The following is a 24,191-nucleotide window of genomic DNA, read 5'->3' as shown; positions in this document are numbered from 1 at the left end:
CTAAAGGCTAAAGGCTAAAGGCTAAAGGCTAAAGGCTAAAGGCTAAAGGCTAAAGGCTAAAGGCTAAAGGCTAAAGGCTAAAGGCTAAAGGCTAAAGGCTAAAGGCTAAAGGCTAAAGGCTAAACATAATAGATATATTTTATCCACTTTTAAAAGAGTACAGCACTACTGGAGTTAATTATTCGCGGCCCCTGTCTGCGTATGTTTGCGTAGACACAGCAAGCAAGAAAAATTAACCTCAGTAGTGCGTTATAACATTTGTATTTCTTTATTTAGGACTGCCTATATAGCTTGAAAGATGTAGTTTGAAAAATATATATCCCATAACAAACTTTGAGACTTTAAGCTGTTATGGGACTAGATAGCTAATTGATCCTAATAAGTAAACGATGTCTATAACTAGCCCATCTTTAAAGCAGTTTAAAGCATGCGTGCCGCCAAAACACTACTTTCTATTTCAGACTTTTTAACCTTATTATACTTGGCACTAAGTAATCTGACTAAAATACCAGCTGTTAAGAACATAATTAAAGTATAAATAGCTGGGGTCATCGACATTTTATAATTGGCCAATAGCGTCAATGCCATAAATATCGATAACGTGCTGTTTTGTAAACCTACTTCCAAAGTAATAGAAGTTCTTTGCGCTAAGTTTAAGCCGAACCATTTACTGGTATAGTAACCAAGTGCCATGGTTGAGAGATTCAATAATAAAGAAACTGGTCCTGTGGCGATTAGCGCCTCAACGATGATATCTCTTTGCACATAACTCAAGAAAACCACCAAGAACGTCAAAAATATAACCCCGAATCTAGATACATAGAGCTGTGATTTATCAGCGACTTTTGGCGCAAAGCGTTTGATCAGCATACCAATACTAATAGGTACGATGGTCAGCACGATTAAAGTAATCATTGTTTTCAACACGGGTAACTGAAATTCGCTGCCTGCACCCATAAAGTGCACCAACGAAAAACTTAAAACGATCGGAATACTAAATACGGTAATGATACTGGCAATTGCTGTCATGGTGACGGATAGTGCCACATCACCTTTGGCCAAATAAGTAAACAGATTTGACGTAGTGCCACCCGGACACAGCACCAGTAACATCACCCCTACCGCATACTCAGGCTCTAGCGGCATAATATTTGCCAGTGCAAAGCCAATAATTGGCAACAGCAACAGCTGATTGGTCAGACCAATACCAACCGCTTTGGGGTATTTTAAAACGCGTTTAAAATCATTTGCAATGAGGGTCAAACCCATACCCATCATAATTAAGAATAGGCAAATGGGAATAATGATTGAATTGACTAACGTGACTATCTCAAGACCTTCCATAACGACATCCCTGTAAATAAGACCTACTTATAGATCAATTTATAATGATTGAACAATGTCTGATTAGCGATCCTTGCTAATCGTTTCTGGTAACTGACATCACTACCGTTTTTATAGCCTGCCATTTTGCTTATCGACAGTCATTAGGCAACGGTAAAGGGAGTATATAGCGGTCAAGTTATCTTCATTTACTTTATTCAGCTACTCACCAGTCAAGTATGGTTTTTACGTTTAAAAGCAGCTATAGTCAGGGAAAAGTAATATCGATACATCAAGTACTGCTGATATTAATTTTTCTTGCTTGCTGTGCCTACGCAGACAGAGGCTACAAAAAATTTATACCAGCAGCACTGTAGCGTTTTTTGAGGTATTTTAACTATAGTACGTTCTTTGTGAATACAGGATAATTGAAACTCGATTGTTCTCTCTTTCTAAGCACTTTCTAAACACTTGTTAATCACCGCCGCCTCCACCGCCGTCACCTCCACTAGAACCACTGTCACTACTACCGCCATCAGAATCACTGTCACCATTATCGGTACTTTCAAAATTCTCCGATAGCCAGAGCGATATACTCTCATGATTATCAGCATCACTCAGCCATGTCACTATTCTAAAAAAAGCATACATTAGTATGAGTGCAAAAATTATTTTTAAGAGCAACATAGTATGGCCTTTTATAAGGCGAGCATTGGTATGACATGCAAGTTCATGCAAATTATTGGGTATAAATATGGCAGTGTTTAGGTTTATAGCGCTTAGGTTTATAGCACTTAAGATAATATCAACTAAAGCAACAAGCCTTTAGGCCTACTCGTTAATCATAACCGCTGTACCATAGGCGATCGCTTCAACCATGCTACCTAGCTGATTAATATTACTCACTTCAAAGCGCAGACCATAAATATGACTATAGCCTTTAGTATGAGCTTGCGTGCGCATACGTACCAATGCTTCACGACGGGCGCGCTCTAGCAAGGTTTCATAGGTAGTCAGGTTTTTACCAAATATGCTTAAAACCCGCGCAATGACCATTTTAAAATAATCCTGCGCAATCACCACGCTACCGAGTACCAGTTCGCCTTGTGTGCCATCAGCAAGCGCCGGCTGATAAAAACGCTCAGTAGATACGATAATATGATTTAACTGTTTTTCTGAAATTGCTAACTGTGCTAGATGCTGGCGCTCATGACGCGCACCAAAAAACCAACCAACCACAAATAAAATAACAAGTGGCGCGTAGTTCATTAGCATCTGGCTAACAGAGTTATTCATGAGGCGTCTCTTATCGTAAACAACTTAAAGGGTCAAAATACGGCTAGAGCGTATTATCGATTAGCCGAAAGGATTAAAGCGTGGTAAGTCATCACTAGGCGTTTGTGCCGTATTGGGCTCTTGAGAAGGTGCTTGTGCTGGTTGCCCATAATGCGTATGACCGTCATGGTCGCTTGGGGACTGAGGCGAAACAGGCGGTTGTTGCACACGTACCACTTTGACCGCTGTACCATAGACAAACAGCTCAGAAGCGCCTTGCGCAATGCTAGAGGTCGAAAAGCGCAAGCCAACGACCGCATCAGCGCCTAAGGCTTCCGCCTTCACCACCATACGGTCTATCGCCTCTTGACGCGACTCTTCTAACAGTTCGGTATAGGCGGTCAGCTCGCCGCCAACGATATTTTTCAGACCGGCAAACAAGTCTTTACCGACGTGTTTTGAGCGCACAGTACTGCCATAAACCACGTCTAAGCGCTCTGTTATTTGGTAGTTGGGCAAGTACTCAAGGTTAGAAAGTTGCACGGTCATAGTATTACCTTATTTTTAAGCTACTTGGATTAAAAACAACGTCTATATATCGTACTAGTCGTTGGTATGAAATAATAAAAATAGCTCAGTTAAATTGCCTTCAATGCTATTGGCCATTTGCGCCATCGTATCGTCATCTTTACGCATTTGGGCAAGCTCTGGATCTTCATCATCAATACCGCTTAGTACAATCATCGGCAAGGTCAATACGGCCACATCTTCTGCCGTCTCTTCGTTTTCCAACCAATCATCGGCTTCGTCGCCATACATCGCATCGACAAATCCAATCGACCAAGCGACGATATCTGACTCATCTGAAAAGTCGACTGCCACTTCTTCATTGCCAGCATCTTCACCAAAAGGTAGCTCAATAGGCGTCTCGTTTTTTAGCTCAGCCATGATTGATTCGCGCCAGCGCTGAATACCGTCGATGACGTTTTCTGGAATCTCGCTCACATGACCTTCAAAAAGCGCATTTATCCAATTAGGCAACGGACGTCCAATAACGGTCGCTGTCAAAAAACCATGGGTGGCGACACTATCGAGCACAAACTGACTTTCTTCATTGTCTAAATAATCTAATAATTCATCGAAACTTAGTTGGTTATTCATCGTGTGGTTGTCCTTGGAGGATAGGTTGCGTCACGCGCAATAAATAATGTGTTAAATACAAAATAGTAGGAAGTATAAGAATGATATTTATCTGGATTAAGAAAATAAATCCCAATAAAATTTGATAAAACAAGCTTATTAAGAAGAGCTGATTGAATGGCTATGGTCAAAAAAACAATACAACCAGCTTAGCATAGTCAACTGAGCAGCATTCGTTAACGATGGCTAGCGAATACCAATTAGATCATTACCAGTTATTAAGAAGTTGTTTAACTAATTATCTAAGATAAAATTTTAGCGCTTAAATGACGATTTAAATATCGTCATCATCCCAATCATCACCGTCTTCATCGAAATTATCTATATCGTCAAGATCGTCTTTTAGCTCTTTAGCCAAGCGTTTTTCTTCTAGCAAATTATCGATTAAACGACGTTTTTCAAGACTGCTTAAGCGTGTACGCACACTCGTCTCGGCTTCTTCGACCATCTTTGCATCATCATCATCGACAAAATCATCATCAAAATCGTCATCAATATCAGCGTCACTCATGACAAACTCCTATCATTTTTAGGCAAGTGTATTAAAAATATATCGTTATATATATGCCTTATAAAGTCTCTACTAAGCGTTGTCAATCCTTTTTATCACTATGGCTGATTTACCAGCAGATGCCAAGATGACAATAGCGATTTTTGCGCAGGCAATTGTAGAGGCTCTAGTGAAGCTAAAAAGGTTGTTTGCACCTAATCTGCTGACTCTTCAATCATCAATACCGCGTTGCGCACATCCGCTAGACGCTGAATCATAGCATCATTACCACCATCAAATATCGCACACTCGCGCTCATAAACAGTCGTCGGACGCATGATACTTTGCACTTGTACATGATTACTGATTTGTTTGAGACCACCATTGGGTAGCAAAATCAGCATCTGCTCTTTTTTACCCACGCTGTCGAGCAAATGCGTCATAGCCTCGACTTGAGCATTATCACTCACTCCAGCTTTTGCTGGCAGGGCAAATCTTGACAGCTCGATATGCTTATCATGAATGATCTTATTGAGCATCAAATATAGCTTACCTAGCATGACACCCGCTAATGCGACTTTTGCATGGCTATTGTCTGCTTTAAGCATCACATAAGCGCCGCTTTCATCAAAGTATGGCTCATTCAATGCGCTCACACCCAGCAACAATGGCTGTTTGAGTAACTCGGTCACTGCTTGATTTAATAGCTGCGTACATAACGCCAAATAAGGCAGACGCTGAGACGGCGCTAGGCGCTCAAGCATATTAAATTCGTCATGAAATACAATTTGTACGCTGATACTATCAAATGGCCGCGTGGCAGACAATCGAGAGGTGTTATTAGATTTATGGCTACCGTCAGCGCCACTCATAGCATTTTGTCTACTATCTACTGCATGATTTACGACATGGTTTTCAATCGTATCACTAGCAGCGACATTAGTGCCATGAGTGTCATTAACAGTGTCATTAACAATGCCATCAGCAATGCCATCAGCAATGCTATTAGCATTGAGCGCTGTGTCTTGATTCTGCTGTGTTCTTACATACTGATTCACTGCACTATGAATATCTAATTTACGCGCATTAGCTTTAGGGCGATTCGACTCACTCTCAGATGCTTGAGAATGACCTTGTTGATCGGTTGGATTGCGACCTTCGTTGATAGCGCTATTATTCTGGCTAGTATCCGACTCATTAGTAGCTGCACTCACATCTGTTTGGCGACGTTCAAACTCACGATCATAGCCACGTTGGTCGACCTGTATATTTTGCTTACGATGCAAATCTTGAATATCTCGACTGATGGCATTGATTTGCTCTCTCGTTGGGCGCGCAATATAACTATAAAGCAGCCATAGCAATAAATGTAGCAGCATCATTCCAATTACAAACGGCCATTGCATCGCAATGATTTCGCCCTTGCTAATATCTTTTAGGGTCAAAGCCACACTACCGATGACGGCATCGCCTTGAGTAGCGATTTGGCTAATCGTATCGCCTTGCTGCATTGGTGCGTTGCCAACGGGCACTAATATGTCGCCATTATTGTCTTTGATCAGTATACGAGTCACATCCTGCTCGCTGGTATAGCGATTGGCAATGACACTGAGACTGACGCGGTCTTTATTTTCTAAAGACAGGCGTGCTTCATCGATAAGCTGGGCGACCATTTGCTCGCCTTTTTGCGCACGACTGTTGCTCAGCTGTTGATCGGTACTGATGACCAACAATAGAGTCTGCAAACAAAAACTAACCAGTAGAATAATGGCAAACAACCCTTGCCGCGGCGCTAAATAGGTCATGATATGTTAAACTTTTTTGGATAAATGGAATTAAAAAACGAGGCGTTGGCTCATTTTTTAGAAGAGTATGTCGCTATCTTTGCTTAAGTTAATACCACATCGTCTAAATGCATCATTGTTTAATGAAAGACTATTTATGAGACGCTGCCATCGTACAGTAGATTTGTTGTGCAAGTATGTTTGGGTCAAGCGCTTATCAGGTATTTAATCAGTAATTATCAAATAGCTATCAAGTAACGGCGTAAGAAAATCACCCGCTCATTTATGCCTACTATATCACCATAGTAAGGGTTATGGCGTTAGCTAGTATCATAAATTTATGGGAATACTTTTCTTTTATTCTACCGACCTTTTTAGTCGTGACGGATGTTTTTATCGGGCTATGATACTTTGCGCCTTATCTATAGGCGCTGCCCAGTAAAACTGTTATTATTCCTAATCTTATACCAGCATACAAGGGACAATTGAGCGATGCCAAAAAATACATCTTACTCGTTACCAAAAGACAGCAAAGCATGGCAACAAGCTGTTGATTCTGTGGCCTCGCTATTACCAGAGGGTACTAATTTACAGGATTTTGATGCGCTACAATCCTTGCCTATTTTTGCCTTGATTGTGGTACTGCCTACGCATGTATCGTCGCTCGATATCCATCAATACGTGCAGTCATGGGTTGATGAGCAGCCGAATTGGCATCTGGTCACAGTGGCAGAAGACGCTGATGCCAGTTTTGTAGATATTGAGATTGCTGATACAGACACGGCGCAGACATTTGCCAAACCCTCGTTTGTTGATGTGCAAGTTTTCCGCTATTTGCTGGTGCCAGTGACTGATACGCTAATGCATCCTGCTAAAAAAACAGCAGCGGCACATATCATTGACGATCAATTGACCACGCGTTTGCGTCGCGAGTTGACTGAAGATTATAAAAATGCTCAAAGCTCAATCACGAGCGACCACTTTGACGTAGTCGACTGCCACATCCTATCGGTTGGTCATATGCTACGTACCCATAAGCTTGTTTGCTTCGATATGGACTCTACGTTAATTGAACAAGAGGTCATCGTTGAGCTGGCAAAAACAGCGGGCATTGGCGAGCAAGTGGAAGTAATCACTGAGGCGGCGATGCGCGGTGAGATGGATTTTGATGAATCTTTTGCTCAGCGCGTGGCTTTATTACAAGGTATCCCAACCAGCGTACTTGATGAAATTTGCACACGCTTAACACTATCGACCGGCGCTCGCACCACTATCACAGCTCTTAAAGCCTTGGGTTACCATACGGTATTGGTATCAGGCGGTTTTACTTATTTTGCCCGCTATATCGCTGAACAATTGGGTATTGATGAAGTGCATGCCAATCCTTTAGATATCGACGAGGGCGAAGTCACAGGTCACGTGCAACTGCCTATTGTCAATGGCGCTAAGAAAGCGGCTATCGTCGCTCATATTGCTGAGCGCTTAGGTATTGCAATGTCGCAAGTGGTCTGTATCGGTGACGGTGCCAATGATTTACCGATGATGGCAAGCGCTGATTTGGGTGTGGCTTTTAATGCCAAACCTATCGTACAAGCGCGTGCAGATGCGGCGGTCAATGTCACAGGGCTTGAAGGTACCCTTTATGCGCTTGGCTATCCTGCATTCGCCCGTAGCAAATAGCTATTACTTACTGCTAATAACAAGCTAGGTTAATGTACTTTCCATTTGCCTAGCTTTTATTCTTTAAACCCTCTTTTACGCAGTGCTTTGGTACTATTATGCCGCCAAATGCTACCCTCATCTTTACATTATTCAATAAGAAAGGAATGTCCATGACGGCATCACAATCACCACGGCCAGATGCGCCGTCATCTTCCGTTGATTTAGAAAAACCACCTTTAGATAATGAACATTCAGTGAAGAAGCATTTAATTAAAGACAGCACGCCTATTTATAACGATAATCCAAAGCAGCTATTGGGTGTCTACGTCAAAGGTATTGCCATGGGCGCAGCTGATATTGTGCCGGGTGTCTCTGGTGGTACGATCGCGCTGATTGCTGGTATTTACGAGCGCTTAATTAATGCCTTAAGTAGTATTGGTCCCAATCTCTGGCAGATATTTCGGCAAGAAGGCGGTATCAAAGGCCTACTGGCAGTATGGCGACAGGTCGACGCCACTTTTTTATTGTGCTTATTGCTCGGTATTGCCACCAGTCTTATCACTTTAGCCGGTACGATCAAGCATTTACTGGACAATCAGCCTTTGATAATTTGGTCATTCTTCTTTGGTTTGGTCGTCGCGACCGTTTTTCTCTTATTAGCTGAGATTACGCGTTGGAATATAGGACGTGGGCTACTTTTTCTGCTTGGGATGGGGAGCGCTATCGTCATCAGCAGTCTACCTCTAATGACCACCACACCCAGCTTACCCTATCTATTCTTTGCCGGCGCTATTGCTATTTGTGCGATGATATTACCGGGTATATCAGGCTCGTTTATTTTACTATTATTGGGCGCTTATAATACGGTGCTTGAAGCGGTACACACATTAAACTTTACCATCATCTTCACGCTCGTTGCTGGTATGGCAACGGGACTGTTGCTGTTTACCCGCATGCTCAAATGGTTACTATCGCGTTATTATCAAGCGACTTTAGCGCTGCTTATCGGCTTTATCGCCGGCTCTTTAGTCAAAGTATGGCCATGGAAAACCGATGCTTTAGGTACGTTAAGTAGTGAAGCTATCAATAACGTTATGCCATGGCAGTATCCTACTGGCGCGCATTGGTTGACGACTTTAGGTTTGATGTTATTAGGTGCCATTTTAGTGACCGCGTTATCATTTTGGGGTCGCCGTAGCACTCGTCCTTAATAAATCCACTATCTTGTTTTCAAAAAAAGCGCCCTTTATTGTGGCGCTTTTTTAATGGCTGTCAGTGCAAAATTGTCCGCGTATTTTTATATATTCATTTAAAAAACCAAACGTCAGCTGTTGTCGCAAAGTCGTCCTCACCCTCTTTAGCTTTGTGCTTTAAACTTCCATAATAGCCTTGTTGGAACTCACCTTATGAAGAGCGAGATGAACAATGTTATTAACAATATTTTCTACTTTCGGTAGTGAGCCGTGGAGCACGAGTGCAGTATTGGGTTATGGTTTACTTATAAGCTCAGTCGTAGCGCTCGCTTTATCGTCACAGCGCTGGTTACTATGGTATCTATTCGGTGGCATGGCTTATTGGCTAGCCGTCGAAGTCATTGATAGCTTATTAACGCATTGGTTTATGTTGTCAGAATGGCACAATTACGTGGTTGCGATGGGTATTAGTTGGCTACCGTTAGGCGCTTGGGTGTCATATAGAGCGCTGCGTTATGAAGATGTCAGTCAAAAAATGCACCAACAGCGAGAACTACAAGCGGCACGCTATATTGAGCACACCCCTGTCTATGATGACGATTACCAGCCACGCTTTCATTGAGCGTGTGCCACATTCCTACTGACGTCATCGAATGTTACAAGATACTTAACGCACTCTACGTAACTACTAAAGCATTGACAGCTAGCAATCGTTTATAATGTAGTTATATATTTGTCGCAAAAATTGTTATAAAGTGTGCATTATTTTGCGTCTCATTTCTCATTCTTTAGGAGTTCGATTATGTTTACTGTACCTGTTTTAGATATCAAGTCTGATCCGTTAGATGTTTTGTTGGCAGTGATTGGTTACCGCTTGTCTATGCTTGCTGATAGTGATAACGAAGATGTGAAAGCATTATTCGCTGATCGTAAAGTAGCGATCGAGTTTGCCAGTAATGAATCTGACGTCGCGCGTTATTTTAGCTTTGATAATGGTCAATTTAGCCAACATAGTGGTCATGCAAAAGCAGCCGACCTGACTATTAGCTTCAAAGACTCGATGACAGGCGTTAAGCTTTTGACCAAAGGTAATCTTCCTGCCTTTATGACTGCCGTGCAAGAAGGCAACCTAAGCATAGAAGGCGATTACAGCCTAATGATGTGGTTCAATAAGCTTGCTAAACATATCATGCCAGCTATTCCAGAAGAATATAAACCGTATATCCAAAAAGCCAAACCTTATGCTTATAAAGCACAGCAGCTTGCCAACCATTGGGTCGGTGTTGCTAAGCATAAGTTGGGAAAGTAGTTGCATAAATAGATTGAGTAGACAGATCGAGTAAAAAGAGCATTGCTATATAGATTTGAGTGACTATTTAGCAGGATTCTGATTTTCTAAAAAGGTTGCGGTATACTATACCGCAACCTTTTTTTATTTTAAATTTCACTTCAAATACTACTTCCTCAAAATTAAAATAGACAAAATACATTCGAATTTATCTTATACGCTAATGCTTACTATGTTTATAAAAGGATTTATATGATGGCAGGATTACTTAATATCTCAGAACCTAGCGACAACAATATAAACGCTAACAATCAAATAAACGCTAATAATGACTTTCTAGCGACATTGACGACCGATGCGACCAATGCGACCAATGCGACCAAATCATCTGAAAAAGTCGCGAATACACACAGTCGCGAACAAATTGCACAGTTATTCGATTTACCTTTGATGGATTTATTACTACAAGCACAGACTATCCATCGTCAGAACTTCATCGCTAACGAAGTGCAAATTAGTACTTTATTGTCTATCAAAACGGGTAACTGCCCTGAAGATTGTGGCTACTGCTCACAATCGGGTCATCACCGTGATACCACCAAGCTACAAGCCGAAAAGCGCATAGACGTTGAGAAAGTTATTGCTGCTGCCAAACGTGCAAAAGCCACTGGCTCATCGCGCTTTTGTATGGGCGCCGCATGGAAGCATCCAAGTGCTAAAGATATGCCTTATGTGGTTGAGCTGGTCAAAGAAGTCAAAGCCTTAGGGTTAGAAACTTGCATGACTTTGGGTATGCTAGATACCGATCAAGCAACGCAATTGGCCGATGCTGGGCTGGATTATTATAATCATAATTTGGATACGTCAAGAAGTTACTATGAGCAAGTAGTCAGTACCCGCAGCTATGATGAGCGGTTAGATACCATTACAAACGTACGTAACTCAGGTATCAACGTCTGCAGCGGTAATATCGTCGGTATGGGTGAGAGCCGTGACGACCGCATCGACTGGGTACATGAGCTGCTAAAAATGCCCAAAGCACCTGAATCTATTCCGGTTAACTTATTGGTTCCCATATCAGGCACACCGATCGGAGACAAGGTATTAGCGGAAGGTCAGCTGCCAGTGCTTGAATGGATTCGTACCATTGCTGTGACGCGTATTTGCTGTCCGAGCAGCTATGTACGTCTCTCTGCGGGACGCGAAAGCTTGTCCGACTCTGAGCAAGCATTGGCCTTTATGGCGGGCGCTAACTCATTCTTTTACGGTGATAAACTCCTGACTACTGGCAATGCCAGTCAATCGGGCGATGATAGATTGATGCGTGAGCTGGGCTTAACCAAGCAGTTTGCAGCGCCTAGAGCAGCCAAATCACTCCCTGTTTTAGATGCTATGAGTGGTCATAAGACACAGGTCATGTTAGCGGATTAAATCAAATTGACGTGACGGTATGTCAGTAGGCTTTTATCGTCTGCCAATCTAGGATAAGCTTGCCAGCATTGATTGATGTCAAAAACAAAATAACCAGAGAGACTCTAGCATGGCAGATTACTTTAACTGGATTAAAGCGGCGCATATTATTTCGGTAGTGACATGGTTTGCTGCAATTTTTTACTTGCCGCGCTTATTTGTCTATCATGCTATCAGCGATGATAAGATCAGTCACGACCGTTTTATTATCATGGAGCGCAAGCTATATCGCGGCATCATGACGCCATCTATGATAGCGACCTGGACGTTTGGTTTGTGGATGGTGTACTTAGGCTGGGATGTCTATAAAACTCAGGGTTGGCTACACGTAAAGATTTTCTTAGTAGTATTACTATCTACTTATCATGGCGCTTGTGGCTTTTATCGTAAAAAACTGGTTGATAGCCCGCAATATAAGTCGCATATTTTTTGGCGCTGGTTTAATGAAGTGCCAGTCTTTGCTTTAGTCATTATTGTTATTTTGGTGGTCGTTAAACCTTTCTAAGACTGGCTTTAATATCAGCGATATTTAATAAAAAAAGCGTCCGCACTTTAATAAAGTGACGGACGCTTTTTTATGTTTGAATAAATTAACTATATTAAATCATCCAGACTAATTATCTATATTAAACGTTTGGGCGCATGATTTGATAGACATTGCTCAAATCATAAACACGATAGCGCGCAGGCTCACGTCGGCTTTCGCCAGCATAGCTTAGTATCAGCGCTTGCTTTGCTTGCTCATCAACCCAGCCCACAAATAAGCCACTATGCTCGACACCATTATAGCCATGATTAATATAGTAGAGCCAGTCGCCGACTTCAATCTCGCCACTATTGGCATAAGGACCTTGACCATAAGTACCTTTGTGTATGGTATCGCGAGTCACCCCTGCTCGTTTAAACACGGCATTCAGATAATCCCAGCAGCCGCCTTGAATAATCGTACGCTCGTTTAGCGCCATTTTACGGGCGATGCTAATCACTTCACGAGCAGCCAGACTACTTTGGGTCTCAGCATTACTCAGTAGCGGTAGGTACTCGCTATCGACATTATCATAATTGCCCGATAAAAATGCTGGTAGCACTGTAGGTGTTTGCGGCTGCACTTCAGGATAACGATAAGCAGTATTAATAGCTGGTTGAGTATTCGCAAAATTTGAATTGTATTTACCAGCACCAGAACCAGCACGTTGGATGGTAGAGTGCGTACTGATTTTAGCAGCAGGAACAGCGGAGTACGATGGTGTATAGCGGGCGCTATAATCGGGTTGAGCAGACTTTTGGGCTATTAAGCTGCTCATGCTATCGGCATGAACTTGACCGACCGCGCCCAGAGTCAGCAATAATGCACTGCACGACGTTGTGATTGACCAAATGGACAAACGCGACATGACTAGCTCCTTGTCAATATAGTATCAATATATAGTAGCGATAACATTAGTAGCGATAACCGTATTAATGATAACCGTATGAGCGATAAAGGTGATGAGATTTTTCAATCCTACTTATAAACCATTTGGGCAGCAGTCTGCAAGCCTTATCACGCTTAAATAAGCGATAAAAGGTATAAATATAAGGATAAGCGGTAAATGAATGAAGCAAAATAGGTGGATTGAAAAATCTTGTGGGATTAAAGAAGCCTTTAAAGTTTATAGCTATAAAGGCCTTTAAATGCAATACAGCCGCTAATCGTTACTCATTTTGATATTGACATGGCGTTTGGTCAGCGCTTGACCTTGTAGGATAGCTTTGGCAGCGGTCGCTTCTTGGATATTATCAAAGCCGCTAATATAGTATTTGCGTCTGGCATCACTATCAATAATCTCGAGTTGCTCACCGATTAGACTGATTTTATCGTCGTCAGCCAGCTGGATAGGTGTACGCTTCCCTTGATTATCATGTACTAGCTCGCCAGCACGCACCCATAATATGCCGCTACTAATCATACCGGTCATGGCTTTTTTACGCTGTTGTCGTTGTCGATTAAAAAAGAAGCTACCAATAATCAGCAATGCTAGGGCACCAATAGACCATCGTACTGGCAGTAAGCTCATCGCCAGCGCGACGCACACTGCGCCTACTAACAACGCCGCGCCAAACCAAAACAACCTATTGTCTAATGCTTGAGGCTGTCCTTGTAAGGTGATTTTAGCGCCGTCATCGGTCAGCTTAAGCATAGGTTAATACCTGTTAAAGAGCGTAATAGAAGAATGAAAGCGCATTGAGCAAGCGGTCTAGCTGTCTTACATCACTACCAACCAAGTGCGGTTTTTTGCATAGCAATAAGCTCAGCGATACCTTTTTCGGCAAGAATCAACATGTCGTCGGCTTGCGCGCGCGTGAATGGCTTTTCTTCTGCGGTACCTTGTAGCTCAATAAACTCGCCTTTTTGGGTCATGACCACATTGAGGTCAGTATCACAGCTAGCATCTTCTTCGTAGTTCAAATCCAGATACGCTTCACCATCTTTCATACCGACAGAAACTGCAGCAACCAAACCAATCAATGGATCCGCTTTTAGTTTCTTAGTTTTTTGAATGCTCTCTAACGCATCGATGAGGGCAATTGCTGCACCCGTCACACTAGCGGTACGAGTGCCACCATCCGCTTGTAAGACATCACAATCAAGATAAATAGTGTTCTCACCCAGCTTACTCAAATCAATCATGGCACGTAAGCTACGACCGATTAAACGCTGGATTTCTTGCGTACGACCTGACTGCTTACCACGTGCCGCTTCACGCTGATTACGGGTATTAGTCGCGCGTGGTAGCATGCCATATTCGGCAGTGATCCAGCCTTTGCCTTTACCTTTGAGCCAGCGCGGTACGCCAGATTCAACACTTGCAGTACATAGTACTTTGGTGTCGCCAAAGCTGACCAATACTGACCCTTCAGCATGCTTAGTATAATGGCGCTCAAAGCTGATTGAGCGAAGTTGGTTAAGCTCACGGTTGTCAATACGCATAAAATTTCCTAGTGCAAGTATGGTTTTTTAAAAGCAATGTTATAAAATAAATGATTGGTAATTATTTGGCTTTTCAATAGCCAGTCACAGCGCTAAACATTAGGTTATCCTAACGTGACAACGGTGCAATAGCAAGATTCACACCCACTATCACACCGCTGTTTTGGATAAAAATAGTCGTAAAAGTTATTCTAGACCTTCCATCTTACGCAATTCTTTACGCAGAATTTTACCGACGTTTGATTTTGGTAATTCATCAACGAATTGGATATGACGTGGACGCTTATAACCAGTCAAGTTCTTTTTGCCGAAATCAAGCAGCTCTTGCTCAGTGACCTCACCTTTCTTGACCACAAACAGCTTTGGATCTTCGCCACGGTCATCATTTGGAATACCAATAGCACCGCACTCCACCACTGCTGGATGCTCGCTCATGACTTCTTCAATTTCATTGGGATAAACGTTAAAACCAGACACCAAAATCATGTCTTTTTTGCGGTCAACGATTTTGATAAAGCCTTTTTCATCCATGATACCGATGTCGCCAGTTTTTAAATAACCACTAGCCGTAAAAGTCTCAGCCGTTTCTTCTGGGCGATTTTGATAGCCAATCATGACTTGTGGCCCTTTAACACAGATTTCACCGCGCTCACCAATAGCCACTTCGTTTTCATCATCGTCAATCAGTACGATATCAGTGCTAGAGGCAGGAATACCAATCTTTCCAGTAAACTCAGCGATGGTCATCGGGTTAAAAGCCACTACCGGTGAGGTTTCAGACAAGCCATAGCCTTCAACGATAGGCAGACCAGTAATTTTATGCCACTCTTTTGCCACGCTTGGTAATACCGACATACCGCCACCGATAGAGGCTTTTAAACTAGAGAAATCTAAATCTGCAAAAGCGGGTTTGTGTACCAAACCATTAAACAAGGTATTGACCGCAGGGATAAAGGCGGGTTTATATTTACCCATCTCTTTAATCAAACCATCAAGGTCGCGCGGATTTGGAATAAGCAAACCAGCATAACCTTCGTACATGCCATACATGCCGCACACCATAAATGAGAACACATGGTATAACGGTAGCGCTGTCAAAATGACATCATCCGAATCCACATCATCATCAAAGGCACTACTCATCAATGCACTAATCTGTAGCATATTGGCGACTAAGTTACCGTGCGAGAGCATCGCGCCTTTAGCCACACCCGTTGTACCACCGGTATATTGCAGTAACGCCACATCGCTTAGGTTCAAATCAGGACGTTTATATTTGCTGGCTGATACGGCATTTAACGCCTGCTTAAAGCTGGTACTCTCTGGCAAACGATAAGCGGGAATCATTTTTTTGACATGGCGAGCTACGAGGTTGACGACAGTACCTTTGACCAACCCCAACATATCGCCAAGCTTACACACGATGACATGCTTAACTTGACCTTTATCTTCAGCGTCTTGATAAGTCTTGGCGAAGTTTTCGACGATAAATAAAGCTTTGGCACCACTATCTTGCAGTTGATGCGACAATTCGCGGCTGGTATATAAAGGATTGATGTTGACCAAAACCATACCAGCACGGATGATGCCTAGCATGACGATTGGATACTGCAAAATATTGGGCATCATCACCCCAACGCCATCACCTTTAACCAATCCTAGTGACTGTAAATAGCTGGCAATCTGACGACTATATAAATCTAATTGCTTAAACGTGATGGACGCACCCATACAAATATAGGCAGGTTTTTGACCATAACGGCTGAAGTTACGCTCGAACACCTCAAGTAAAGACGTACTATCATCTGGCATATCGATTGTCGCATTGATACCATAACGCTCATAAGAATTCAGCCACGGTCTGTCACTTGCTATCGTCGGCATGGTAGGAAATGCGTTGGTTTCTACCATTGATTGAACATTCTTCGCAGCTTTATGGTCTTTGTTTTCTTTATTAATATTGTCTGTCATAATCTTCCCTAAATATTGCCGTTAAAACATTACTGTTAAAATACACCAGATAGAATGACTGTCGTCGTAAATAACTAAGCCACTCATTGTTAGAATAAAAAACTTGTGAATAAGAAGTCTCTTCGCTCATAAGCGAACATGTTTTGTTATTCACAAATTTTTTAAATCAAAAATCATTATTCCCATGCCAAACTCTATTATCTACTATAAAGGCCGTTAAAGATGACCTATCCCCACTACTTTATAGCGATATTCTCGTGAAAAACTTAAGCTGAAAAGGCTAGAAATGACACGCTTTTATTGTTAACCATAAAAACACATCGGCACGAACTATAGCAGTTTTGCTGGCAATTCTCTATAAATACTGCCATATCATAATAGAAAAACAAAAAAAATGATAAGGTCGTTTGCACAGACCTTATCATTTTTCACAACTATATTTCATAGTCATTTTTAATAGTTATTTTTCATAGCTACTTATAGCTACCGCATCAAACATTAAGCTATTTCAATGATGCCTATCACTGATAAACATGGATAGGCATAAATAAAAAATGCTCTGAACTTGATGGCAAATTGCCTAACTATCTAACCCTTGTTCTTTTCTTCAAGTACGCGCAGATCTTTATGTAAAATTTTACCAACGTTCGACTTCGGCAACTCATCAATGAATTCAACATAACGTGGACGCTTATAACCGGTGAGATTTTCTTTGCCATAAGCGAGGACATCTTCAACCGTTAAACTGTCATCACTACGTACGACATAAATCTTTGGTACTTCGCCGCTCTTTTCATCATCGACACCAATGACGCCACACTCCAAAATCTTTGGATGACCTGACATCACGTCTTCCACTTCGTTTGGATAAACGTTGAAGCCTGATACCAAAATCATATTCTTTTTACGATCAACAATCTTAAAGTAGCCCTCTTCATCCATCACGCCGATATCACCAGTGCGGAAATAATCGTCGGACGTCATGACTTCAGCCGTGGCATCGTCACGTTTCCAGTAGCCTTTCATCACTTGCGGACCACGCACACAAATCTCGCCACGCTCACCAAGTGCCAGCTCATTACCTTCTTCATCCAAGATGGCCATTTCAGTCGCAGGCATCGGTAGACCGATATTACCTGAAAATTCACCAGTACCTTGCGGGTTTGCTGATGCAACAGGTGAAGTCTCCGACAAACCGTAACCTTGAACGATTATATTACCGGTAATTTTCTGCCATTTTTCAGCCGTGTCTTTTAAAACAGCCATGCCGCCGCCCATAGACATCTCAAGCTTGCTATGATCTAAGGCTTTGAATTCGTCACTATTTGCCAACGCATTAAACAGGGTGTTTACCGCTGGGAAAAACGCTGGTGGATAATCTTTATAGGCTTTAATTAAGCTTGCGCCATCACGTGGGTTTGGTACCAGCAGACCGATACAACCACGATATAAGCCGAACATGCCACAAACCGTGAATGAGAAGATATGATATAGCGGCAATGCCGTCATGATAACTGCCTGCTCACTCATGCCTTCAAACTTATCAAAAGCATCGCCAAGATACGTATCACACTGAATCAGGTTAGCCACTAAGTTGCCATGCGTGAGCATCGCGCCTTTTGCAACACCTGTTGTACCACCGGTATACTGTAGAACGGCAATATCGTCAAGACCGATATCAGTTGGACGCTTATAGCGTTTAGCAGGTAAGCGATTGAGTGCTTTTTTAAAGTTTACGCTGTTTTTAAGATTATAATCAGGTACCAATTTTTTCACATGGCGCACAACCATGTTGACGATAAAACCTTTCAATGGGCTCATTAAATCACCCATCGACGTCACAACGACATGGTCAACCAAGTCTTTGCCAATATCTTCATAAGTTTTGGCAAAATTCTCTAAAATGAATAATGCTTTAGTATCAGAATCTGTTAATTGATGCTCAAGCTCTTTTGACGTATACAGTGGGTTAACGTTTACTAAGACCATGCCAGCACGTAGCACACCCAATACTGCAACCGGTAGCTGCAAAATATTTGGCATCATAACGCCGACTTTATCGCCTCTTTTTAATCCAATTGACTGTAGATAAGCAGCGATTTGTTTACTATAGCGATCTAAATCTTCATAAGAGAGATCTACATCCATGCAGACAAAAGCAGTCTTACCCGCATGCTTGACAAAATTCTGCTCAAATATATCGATTAACGAAGTGTTTGCAGCTGGCATATTGATATCGTACTGGATACCAAGCTTTTCGTAAGTTTTGACCCATACTTTATCATTACGACGAATTAGGTTATCTTGATTTTCCATAATCTTACTTCTCCTAGTAATAGTGCACTACTGTTAACCCACAACAATCACAATGTGATAAACACACGAAAATCCGACGCACCAGCTAGCCACAATGATGGCGAGGGAGGCTGACGGTACAAGTGTATGGCGATGAGTCAACAATTTAACGGGAAATAGCCCTTTGTTGTTTAACATACACACTTTATACAAACTACTCAATATAAAAGATTGCTACTTGAGTTCGCAAAGTAGCTTGACGACCCATATATTTATTTATATCAGTCATTTAAGTATGATTACAGACTAAATAAGCCATAATATATTGATGAACATTTATCGTCTATTATTATGTAGCTTTTGTTGAGCTATCGGAGGGACTTTAAATAAAGCAATATACGTTTCACCTACGGCTACCTTGCTTTCATTGACTTTATCATTATGATTGTTGTGATGATAATTAAGTTAGTATTGATTGAAACGCTAATGCTATAAATATATTCAGTTCAATGTAAAAACGATACAGCGAAACTAGGATGAATTTTTTGCAGCCTCTGTCGGCGTAGGCACAGCAAGCCAGAAAAACTCATCCTAGTCTCGCGTGATAAAATAACTTATCTTTTTTATTGGGTATCAACTATAAGATGATAAAAATAAGTAAGCAGACAATCAGATTAACCATCATTGGTTTATTCTATGAAAGCTAACAACCAAAGCGCTATAGAAACGTCATACTTAGCACGTCATGCGCTGTCGCTTATACTGACTTACACCTTTTTAATTGCGCCAATATCCTTTACGATAGCACTATCCTATTTGCTCAATTGAACCAATTATTTATACCTATTAAAACTGATAAGCGAATCTTACTTTATGTCCGATGTTATTGATCATACGATTGCTACAACCATTCCGAATGAACCGATGGATACACGCTCAGTGGCGGAATTCACTGAGCAAGCTTATCTTAACTATGCGATGTACGTCATCATGGATCGGGCGTTGCCCAATATCGCTGACGGTCTAAAACCTGTCCAGCGCCGCATTGTCTATGCGATGAGCGAGCTTGGGCTAAAATCGACGGCGAAGGCGAAAAAGTCTGCGCGTACGGTCGGTGACGTGCTTGGTAAATATCATCCGCATGGCGATAGCGCTTGTTATGAGGCCATGGTGCTCATGGCTCAGCCGTTCAGCTATCGCTATCCGCTGATTACCGGTCAAGGTAACTGGGGTAGCCCGGATGATCCTAAATCATTTGCCGCCATGCGTTATACCGAAGCCAAAATGTCTGCTTATGCCAATACGTTGCTTGCAGAGCTCGGTCAAGGTACGGTCGATTGGCAAGATAACTTCGATGGCACGATGCAAGAGCCGACCACTCTACCTGCCCGCCTGCCCAATATCTTATTAAATGGCACCACAGGTATTGCTGTCGGTATGGCAACGGATATTCCACCGCACAACCTTAACGAAGTAGTTCGTGCTGCTATTCGTCTGCTAAAAAACCCTGAGCTATCGGTTAAGCAACTGACGCAATCAATACCAGCACCTGATTTGCCCACGCCTGCTGAGATCATCACCAGCAAAAAAGACTTGCAAGCCATGTATGAGACTGGTCGTGGCAGCTATAAAATGCGCGCGACCTTTCATATTGACCCGAAAGAGAAAAACCTTGTCATTATTAATGCCCTCCCTTACCAAGTATCCGGTAATAAAATCCAAGAGCAAATCGCCAAGCTGATGACGGATAAAAAGCTGCCGTGGATTGTTGATATTCATGATGAATCAGACCACGAAAATGCTTGCCGTATCGTGCTTGAGTTACGTTCATCGCGGGTTGATGTTGATCGCGTCATGAGTCATCTGTTTGCCAGTACTGACCTTGAAAGCAATTACCGCGTCAATATGAATATGATTGGTCTCAACGGTAAACCGCAAGTTAAAAACCTTAAAGAAATCCTAGAAGAATGGCTCGTTTGCCGCCGTTCAGTGGTCACGCGCCGTTTGCAGTATCGCCTCGATAAAATCGATAAACGCTTGCATATCCTCGCAGGTCTGCTGATTGCTTATCTTAATATTGATGAAGTGATTCGCATTATTCGCGAAGAAGACGATCCAAAATTGTCGTTAATGCAAGACTATGATTTAACCGAGATTCAAGCCAATGCCATTTTAGATATTCGTCTGCGTCAATTAGCTAAATTAGAAGAGTTTGAGCTGAGACGTGAGCAAGATGAGCTGGCAGCCGAACGCGCCATTATTCAAGAATATTTGGACAACCCAGAGAGTCTGACTACTCTAATGATTGATGAGCTCACCGCCGATATGAAAGAGCACGGCAACGAACGTGTGTCACAATTAGCGGAACGCGAGGAAGCGCAAGCATTAAAAGAGTCTGACCTCGTACCGAGCGAGCCGATTACCGCTGTATTATCAAAAGCGGGCTGGATTCGAGCTGCCAAAGGTCACGATGTTGATCCCGCTGGTATGACCTATCGCTCAGGCGATGCTTACCAAGCGTACGTCCGCGTTAAATCAAATGAAAGAATCTACGTGCTGGATAGCACAGGGCGTAGCTATAGTATTGATGCGCATAACCTTGCGTCCGCTCGTGGTCAAGGCGATCCGCTTACTAGCGTGTTAAAACCGCCTTCAGGTGCTACCTTTGAGCAATTATTAACTGGCGACAATGACCAGCGCATTATCTTAGCCAGCTCACAAGGTTATGGCTTTATAAATACCATTGGCAATCTAGATAGCAATCAAAAAGCCGGTAAAAACATCATTAACTTAGCCACTAATAGCCGATTGCTACCTATCGCACGTATTGATGGTCAAGCGAATGTGATTGTAAGCGCTGAGAATAGTGGCATATCTGCTAGCGAAAACAGTGCTACTCCTGACCATATCGCCGTCGTGACCAACGCTGGCTATTTATTAATCTTTGCGCTGAGCGATTTGCCTGAACAGGCTCGTGGTAAAGGCAATAAAATGATTAACCTAAAAGGTGATGAAGAAGTGCTTACTATCACGCCATTACGTCAACAAGACAGCCTTATTATTACGGCGGGTAAGCGTCATGTGACCTTAAAACCAATGGACTTAGCCAACTATACTGCGAAACGTGGTAGTCGTGGTGGTCAGCTACCAAGAGGTTTTCAGAATGTGACGAGTGTTGAGGTTGGGTAATTGGGTTTAACTTTTCTATATTGTAGATTTGAAACCCTTGATTAGGCTTCTAGAAAAGAAATAATTACATAGGTGGTCATAAGTGGCTAACGATGATGGCTATATCTACATACTAACTAATAAGTTTGTACCAAATATATATAAAATTGGTTATACAAAAAGGAGTCCTATCGAAAGAGCAAGAGAAATAAGTCGAGCTACAGGTGTTGCTGGAAAATGGGAAGTAGCTCGTGATTGGCCTGTTAATGAGGCTTATCAAACAGAGCAATATATATTTGCAGAGTTCAAAAGCTATAGACTTGATAAAAGAGGTGAAATGTTTGACTTTCGAGGTAAGGAGGTTGAATACGTTATAAAAAAAATGGATAACTTGTTGTTAAAAAAACAACACAAACTTAAAGATTACATAGAAAAATTATATAAAGAGAAGTTAGAAGTTCAAAATAGAGACCGCTTAGCTAAAGAAGTTGTGGCAGAAGTTGAAAAAGCCCTCGTTACTGAAAGGCTTGACTCTAATTATATATCTCGTATTAGGAGGACTATAGATAGAATGAGCAGGGAAGCTAGTCTTGCTGAAATAGAGGTTGTTAAGAATAACAGCAAACAGTTAGAAATTTATAAATACGGTACTCTTGCTGTAGGTGCTATTTTAGCAGTATGGTTCAATATAGAGTCATTCGTATATTACGCCCTTTTTGCCATAGTCTTTTTTGTTTTATATTCATTTACAACGAATAATGAAGATGAAATTAAAAAAGTTCATCACAAACACTCTTGGTACTATCTAGAGAATCTATCTCAAGATATAGACGTTCTAAAGCCAATAATGGCGAAGTTAAAGATAAAACGAGTAATATACATAGAAAAAACGAAAGTAAGTGTTAAAGCAGACGGTAAAACTATTATTTTAAGTGCTATTTACAACGAGAAAAAGTTTAATCAAAGTTATTCAGGAGATGAGAAGTCTGCTTTAGTAGAATTTATGATTTATCTTAAGCAAGCCTAGGCTGGGCTTTTAGCCCAGCAAATCATTATAAAAAAAACATCTATTATACAAGGAAATTAATCATAGCCAATTTTAATCCTATCCATACTCGTTCCGACCTAATCAGATGAATAGAGCCCATTTTTTAACCTATAATTTTAACTTAGCCCGTTGGTTTCATTTCATTACACCCACGCTATACTTTTATAGTTAAGATTCTTCAACTTAATAAAATCATTATATTTACCGTACATAGGACTACCAAAGCCACTATGAATAATAAAACACTTACTCCCAAAATCATATTTTTTGATATCGACGACACCTTAAGCCGTAACGGTATTATTGCCGCGCACAATCAAGCAACGCTTGAAGCGCTCGCACAAACTGATATTAAACTGGTGATTTCAACCGGACGTTCCAAAGCCATATTACCTGCTGATATTTTAGCGTTACTTGAGGCTGATGTATTGGATGCTATTATCTGTATGAATGGGCAATATAGCTTTAATAAAGAGGGCATTATCAGTCATTACCCACTATCAGATACGCAGACTAACAAGATTGTGCTGTTGTGCCAAAAAAGTGAACTTATTCATAAATTTGACTCAGCAACGCATATTGCATGGTCACATGAGAACGAGCGGCTGCGTGACTATAATTCGATAACGCCAAACTCTATCCTTGACCCAGATTATCATAAAGCAAATACGGTTTATCAATGCTCGGTATTCTTTAACAATCAAGAAGATAAAATGCAAGAGGTTGACTTTGCTCAGGATGATTTAAAACTGGTACATTGGCATCATATTGGCGCAGATATATTACCAATCGAGGCATCCAAAGCACGAGGTATCATCGATTTATGCCAGCATTACGCCATCGATGCGAGCGATTGCATGGCGTTTGGTGATGGCTTGAATGATTTAGAGATGTTTGATTTGGTAGGCTATGCGGTGGCAATGGGCGATGCAAAGCCCGAGCTGATAGAGCGGGCAGATTTTGTGACTGGTACGATTGAAGAGCATGGGATACAAGCGGTAGTTAAGCATTTACTTGTAGTCTAACATTCAGTTCAAAAACCGTAAAAAAGCC

Annotated in this window: 21 protein-coding genes; 9 read left to right on the top strand and 12 right to left on the bottom strand. The window is 41.8% G+C overall.

What is annotated here, in order from left to right:
- Window positions 1–420: 420 nt before the first annotated feature.
- From WAZ74_RS01335 to WAZ74_RS01305, 7 genes are all read right to left on the bottom strand, one after another.
- Window positions 421–1,344 carry a bile acid:sodium symporter family protein gene (locus WAZ74_RS01335; RefSeq protein ID WP_422304992.1) on the bottom strand — a complete coding sequence of 308 codons (924 nt, stop codon included), beginning with the start codon at window positions 1,342–1,344 and terminating at the stop codon, window positions 421–423.
- A gap of 453 nt (window positions 1,345–1,797) precedes the next feature.
- On the bottom strand, window positions 1,798–2,010 hold the full coding sequence (locus WAZ74_RS01330; RefSeq protein ID WP_422304990.1) for a hypothetical protein: 213 nt from the start codon (window positions 2,008–2,010) through the stop codon (window positions 1,798–1,800).
- 144 nt (window positions 2,011–2,154) lie between these two features.
- A complete protein-coding gene (locus tag WAZ74_RS01325) occupies window positions 2,155–2,619 on the bottom strand; it encodes a YbjQ family protein (protein ID WP_422304988.1) in 465 nt (154 codons plus the stop codon).
- A gap of 60 nt (window positions 2,620–2,679) precedes the next feature.
- The gene (locus WAZ74_RS01320; protein ID WP_422304986.1) at window positions 2,680–3,147 is read right to left on the bottom strand and encodes a YbjQ family protein; all 468 of its coding nucleotides are present in this window, start codon (window positions 3,145–3,147) and stop codon (window positions 2,680–2,682) included.
- A 54-nt stretch (window positions 3,148–3,201) separates the two neighbouring features.
- Window positions 3,202–3,759 (bottom strand): UPF0149 family protein, encoded by a 558-nt coding sequence (locus WAZ74_RS01315; RefSeq protein ID WP_422304984.1) that lies wholly within the window; start codon window positions 3,757–3,759, stop codon window positions 3,202–3,204.
- 313 nt (window positions 3,760–4,072) lie between these two features.
- On the bottom strand, window positions 4,073–4,309 hold the full coding sequence (locus WAZ74_RS01310; protein ID WP_079692647.1) for a PA3496 family putative envelope integrity protein: 237 nt from the start codon (window positions 4,307–4,309) through the stop codon (window positions 4,073–4,075).
- 194 nt (window positions 4,310–4,503) lie between these two features.
- Window positions 4,504–6,093: a hypothetical protein gene (locus WAZ74_RS01305; RefSeq protein ID WP_422304982.1), complete on the bottom strand. Its 1,590-nt coding sequence runs from the start codon at window positions 6,091–6,093 to the stop codon at window positions 4,504–4,506.
- A 471-nt stretch (window positions 6,094–6,564) separates the two neighbouring features.
- Here WAZ74_RS01305 and serB point away from each other — a divergent pair, with 471 nt between their 5' ends.
- The 6 genes from serB to hemJ all read left to right on the top strand — a co-directional run bounded on the left by serB (window position 6,565) and on the right by hemJ (window position 12,190).
- The gene (gene serB / locus WAZ74_RS01300; protein WP_422304980.1) at window positions 6,565–7,752 is read left to right on the top strand and encodes a phosphoserine phosphatase SerB; all 1,188 of its coding nucleotides are present in this window, start codon (window positions 6,565–6,567) and stop codon (window positions 7,750–7,752) included.
- A gap of 152 nt (window positions 7,753–7,904) precedes the next feature.
- Window positions 7,905–8,945, top strand: coding sequence for a DUF368 domain-containing protein (locus tag WAZ74_RS01295; protein ID WP_422304978.1), 1,041 nt, complete (start codon window positions 7,905–7,907; stop codon window positions 8,943–8,945).
- 214 nt (window positions 8,946–9,159) lie between these two features.
- Window positions 9,160–9,549, top strand: a complete 390-nt coding sequence (gene aciT / locus WAZ74_RS01290) for an AciT family ciprofloxacin tolerance protein (protein WP_422304976.1) — start codon at window positions 9,160–9,162, stop codon at window positions 9,547–9,549.
- 180 nt (window positions 9,550–9,729) lie between these two features.
- Window positions 9,730–10,236, top strand: coding sequence for an SCP2 sterol-binding domain-containing protein (locus WAZ74_RS01285; RefSeq protein ID WP_422304974.1), 507 nt, complete (start codon window positions 9,730–9,732; stop codon window positions 10,234–10,236).
- Window positions 10,237–10,470: 234 nt separating this feature from the next.
- Window positions 10,471–11,646: a biotin synthase BioB gene (gene bioB / locus WAZ74_RS01280; RefSeq protein ID WP_422304972.1), complete on the top strand. Its 1,176-nt coding sequence runs from the start codon at window positions 10,471–10,473 to the stop codon at window positions 11,644–11,646.
- A 109-nt stretch (window positions 11,647–11,755) separates the two neighbouring features.
- The gene (gene hemJ / locus WAZ74_RS01275) at window positions 11,756–12,190 is read left to right on the top strand and encodes a protoporphyrinogen oxidase HemJ (protein WP_422304970.1); all 435 of its coding nucleotides are present in this window, start codon (window positions 11,756–11,758) and stop codon (window positions 12,188–12,190) included.
- Between the two features lie 121 nt (window positions 12,191–12,311).
- Here the strand turns inward: hemJ and WAZ74_RS01270 are convergent, their stop codons facing one another.
- From WAZ74_RS01270 to WAZ74_RS01250, 5 genes are all read right to left on the bottom strand, one after another.
- Window positions 12,312–13,079 (bottom strand): hypothetical protein, encoded by a 768-nt coding sequence (locus tag WAZ74_RS01270; RefSeq protein ID WP_422304968.1) that lies wholly within the window; start codon window positions 13,077–13,079, stop codon window positions 12,312–12,314.
- 294 nt (window positions 13,080–13,373) lie between these two features.
- Entirely contained in the window at window positions 13,374–13,865 is a 492-nt protein-coding gene (locus WAZ74_RS01265) for a hypothetical protein (protein WP_422304966.1), read from the bottom strand.
- Between the two features lie 74 nt (window positions 13,866–13,939).
- Complete coding sequence (gene rph, locus WAZ74_RS01260; RefSeq protein WP_079692657.1) at window positions 13,940–14,656, bottom strand: ribonuclease PH; 717 nt, start codon at window positions 14,654–14,656, stop codon at window positions 13,940–13,942.
- A gap of 186 nt (window positions 14,657–14,842) precedes the next feature.
- On the bottom strand, window positions 14,843–16,567 hold the full coding sequence (locus WAZ74_RS01255; RefSeq protein WP_422304994.1) for an AMP-binding protein: 1,725 nt from the start codon (window positions 16,565–16,567) through the stop codon (window positions 14,843–14,845).
- Window positions 16,568–17,215: 648 nt separating this feature from the next.
- Entirely contained in the window at window positions 17,216–18,943 is a 1,728-nt protein-coding gene (locus tag WAZ74_RS01250; protein ID WP_422304963.1) for an AMP-binding protein, read from the bottom strand.
- A gap of 852 nt (window positions 18,944–19,795) precedes the next feature.
- On the opposite strand from WAZ74_RS01250, the gene parC reads away from it, so the two are divergent.
- The 3 genes from parC to WAZ74_RS01235 all read left to right on the top strand — a co-directional run bounded on the left by parC (window position 19,796) and on the right by WAZ74_RS01235 (window position 24,163).
- Window positions 19,796–22,111, top strand: coding sequence for a DNA topoisomerase IV subunit A (gene parC / locus WAZ74_RS01245; protein ID WP_422304961.1), 2,316 nt, complete (start codon window positions 19,796–19,798; stop codon window positions 22,109–22,111).
- A gap of 82 nt (window positions 22,112–22,193) precedes the next feature.
- Complete coding sequence (locus tag WAZ74_RS01240; RefSeq protein ID WP_422304959.1) at window positions 22,194–23,117, top strand: GIY-YIG nuclease family protein; 924 nt, start codon at window positions 22,194–22,196, stop codon at window positions 23,115–23,117.
- Between the two features lie 251 nt (window positions 23,118–23,368).
- A complete protein-coding gene (locus WAZ74_RS01235; RefSeq protein ID WP_422304957.1) occupies window positions 23,369–24,163 on the top strand; it encodes a Cof-type HAD-IIB family hydrolase in 795 nt (264 codons plus the stop codon).
- Window positions 24,164–24,191: the final 28 nt, after the last annotated feature.

The organism is Psychrobacter sp. (assembly GCF_049295055.1).
In the GTDB taxonomy this organism is placed as follows: Bacteria; Pseudomonadota; Gammaproteobacteria; order Pseudomonadales; family Moraxellaceae; genus Psychrobacter.
The sequence above is the reverse complement of the archived record's forward strand: the minus strand, read 5'-3'. Positions and strand labels throughout refer to the sequence as shown.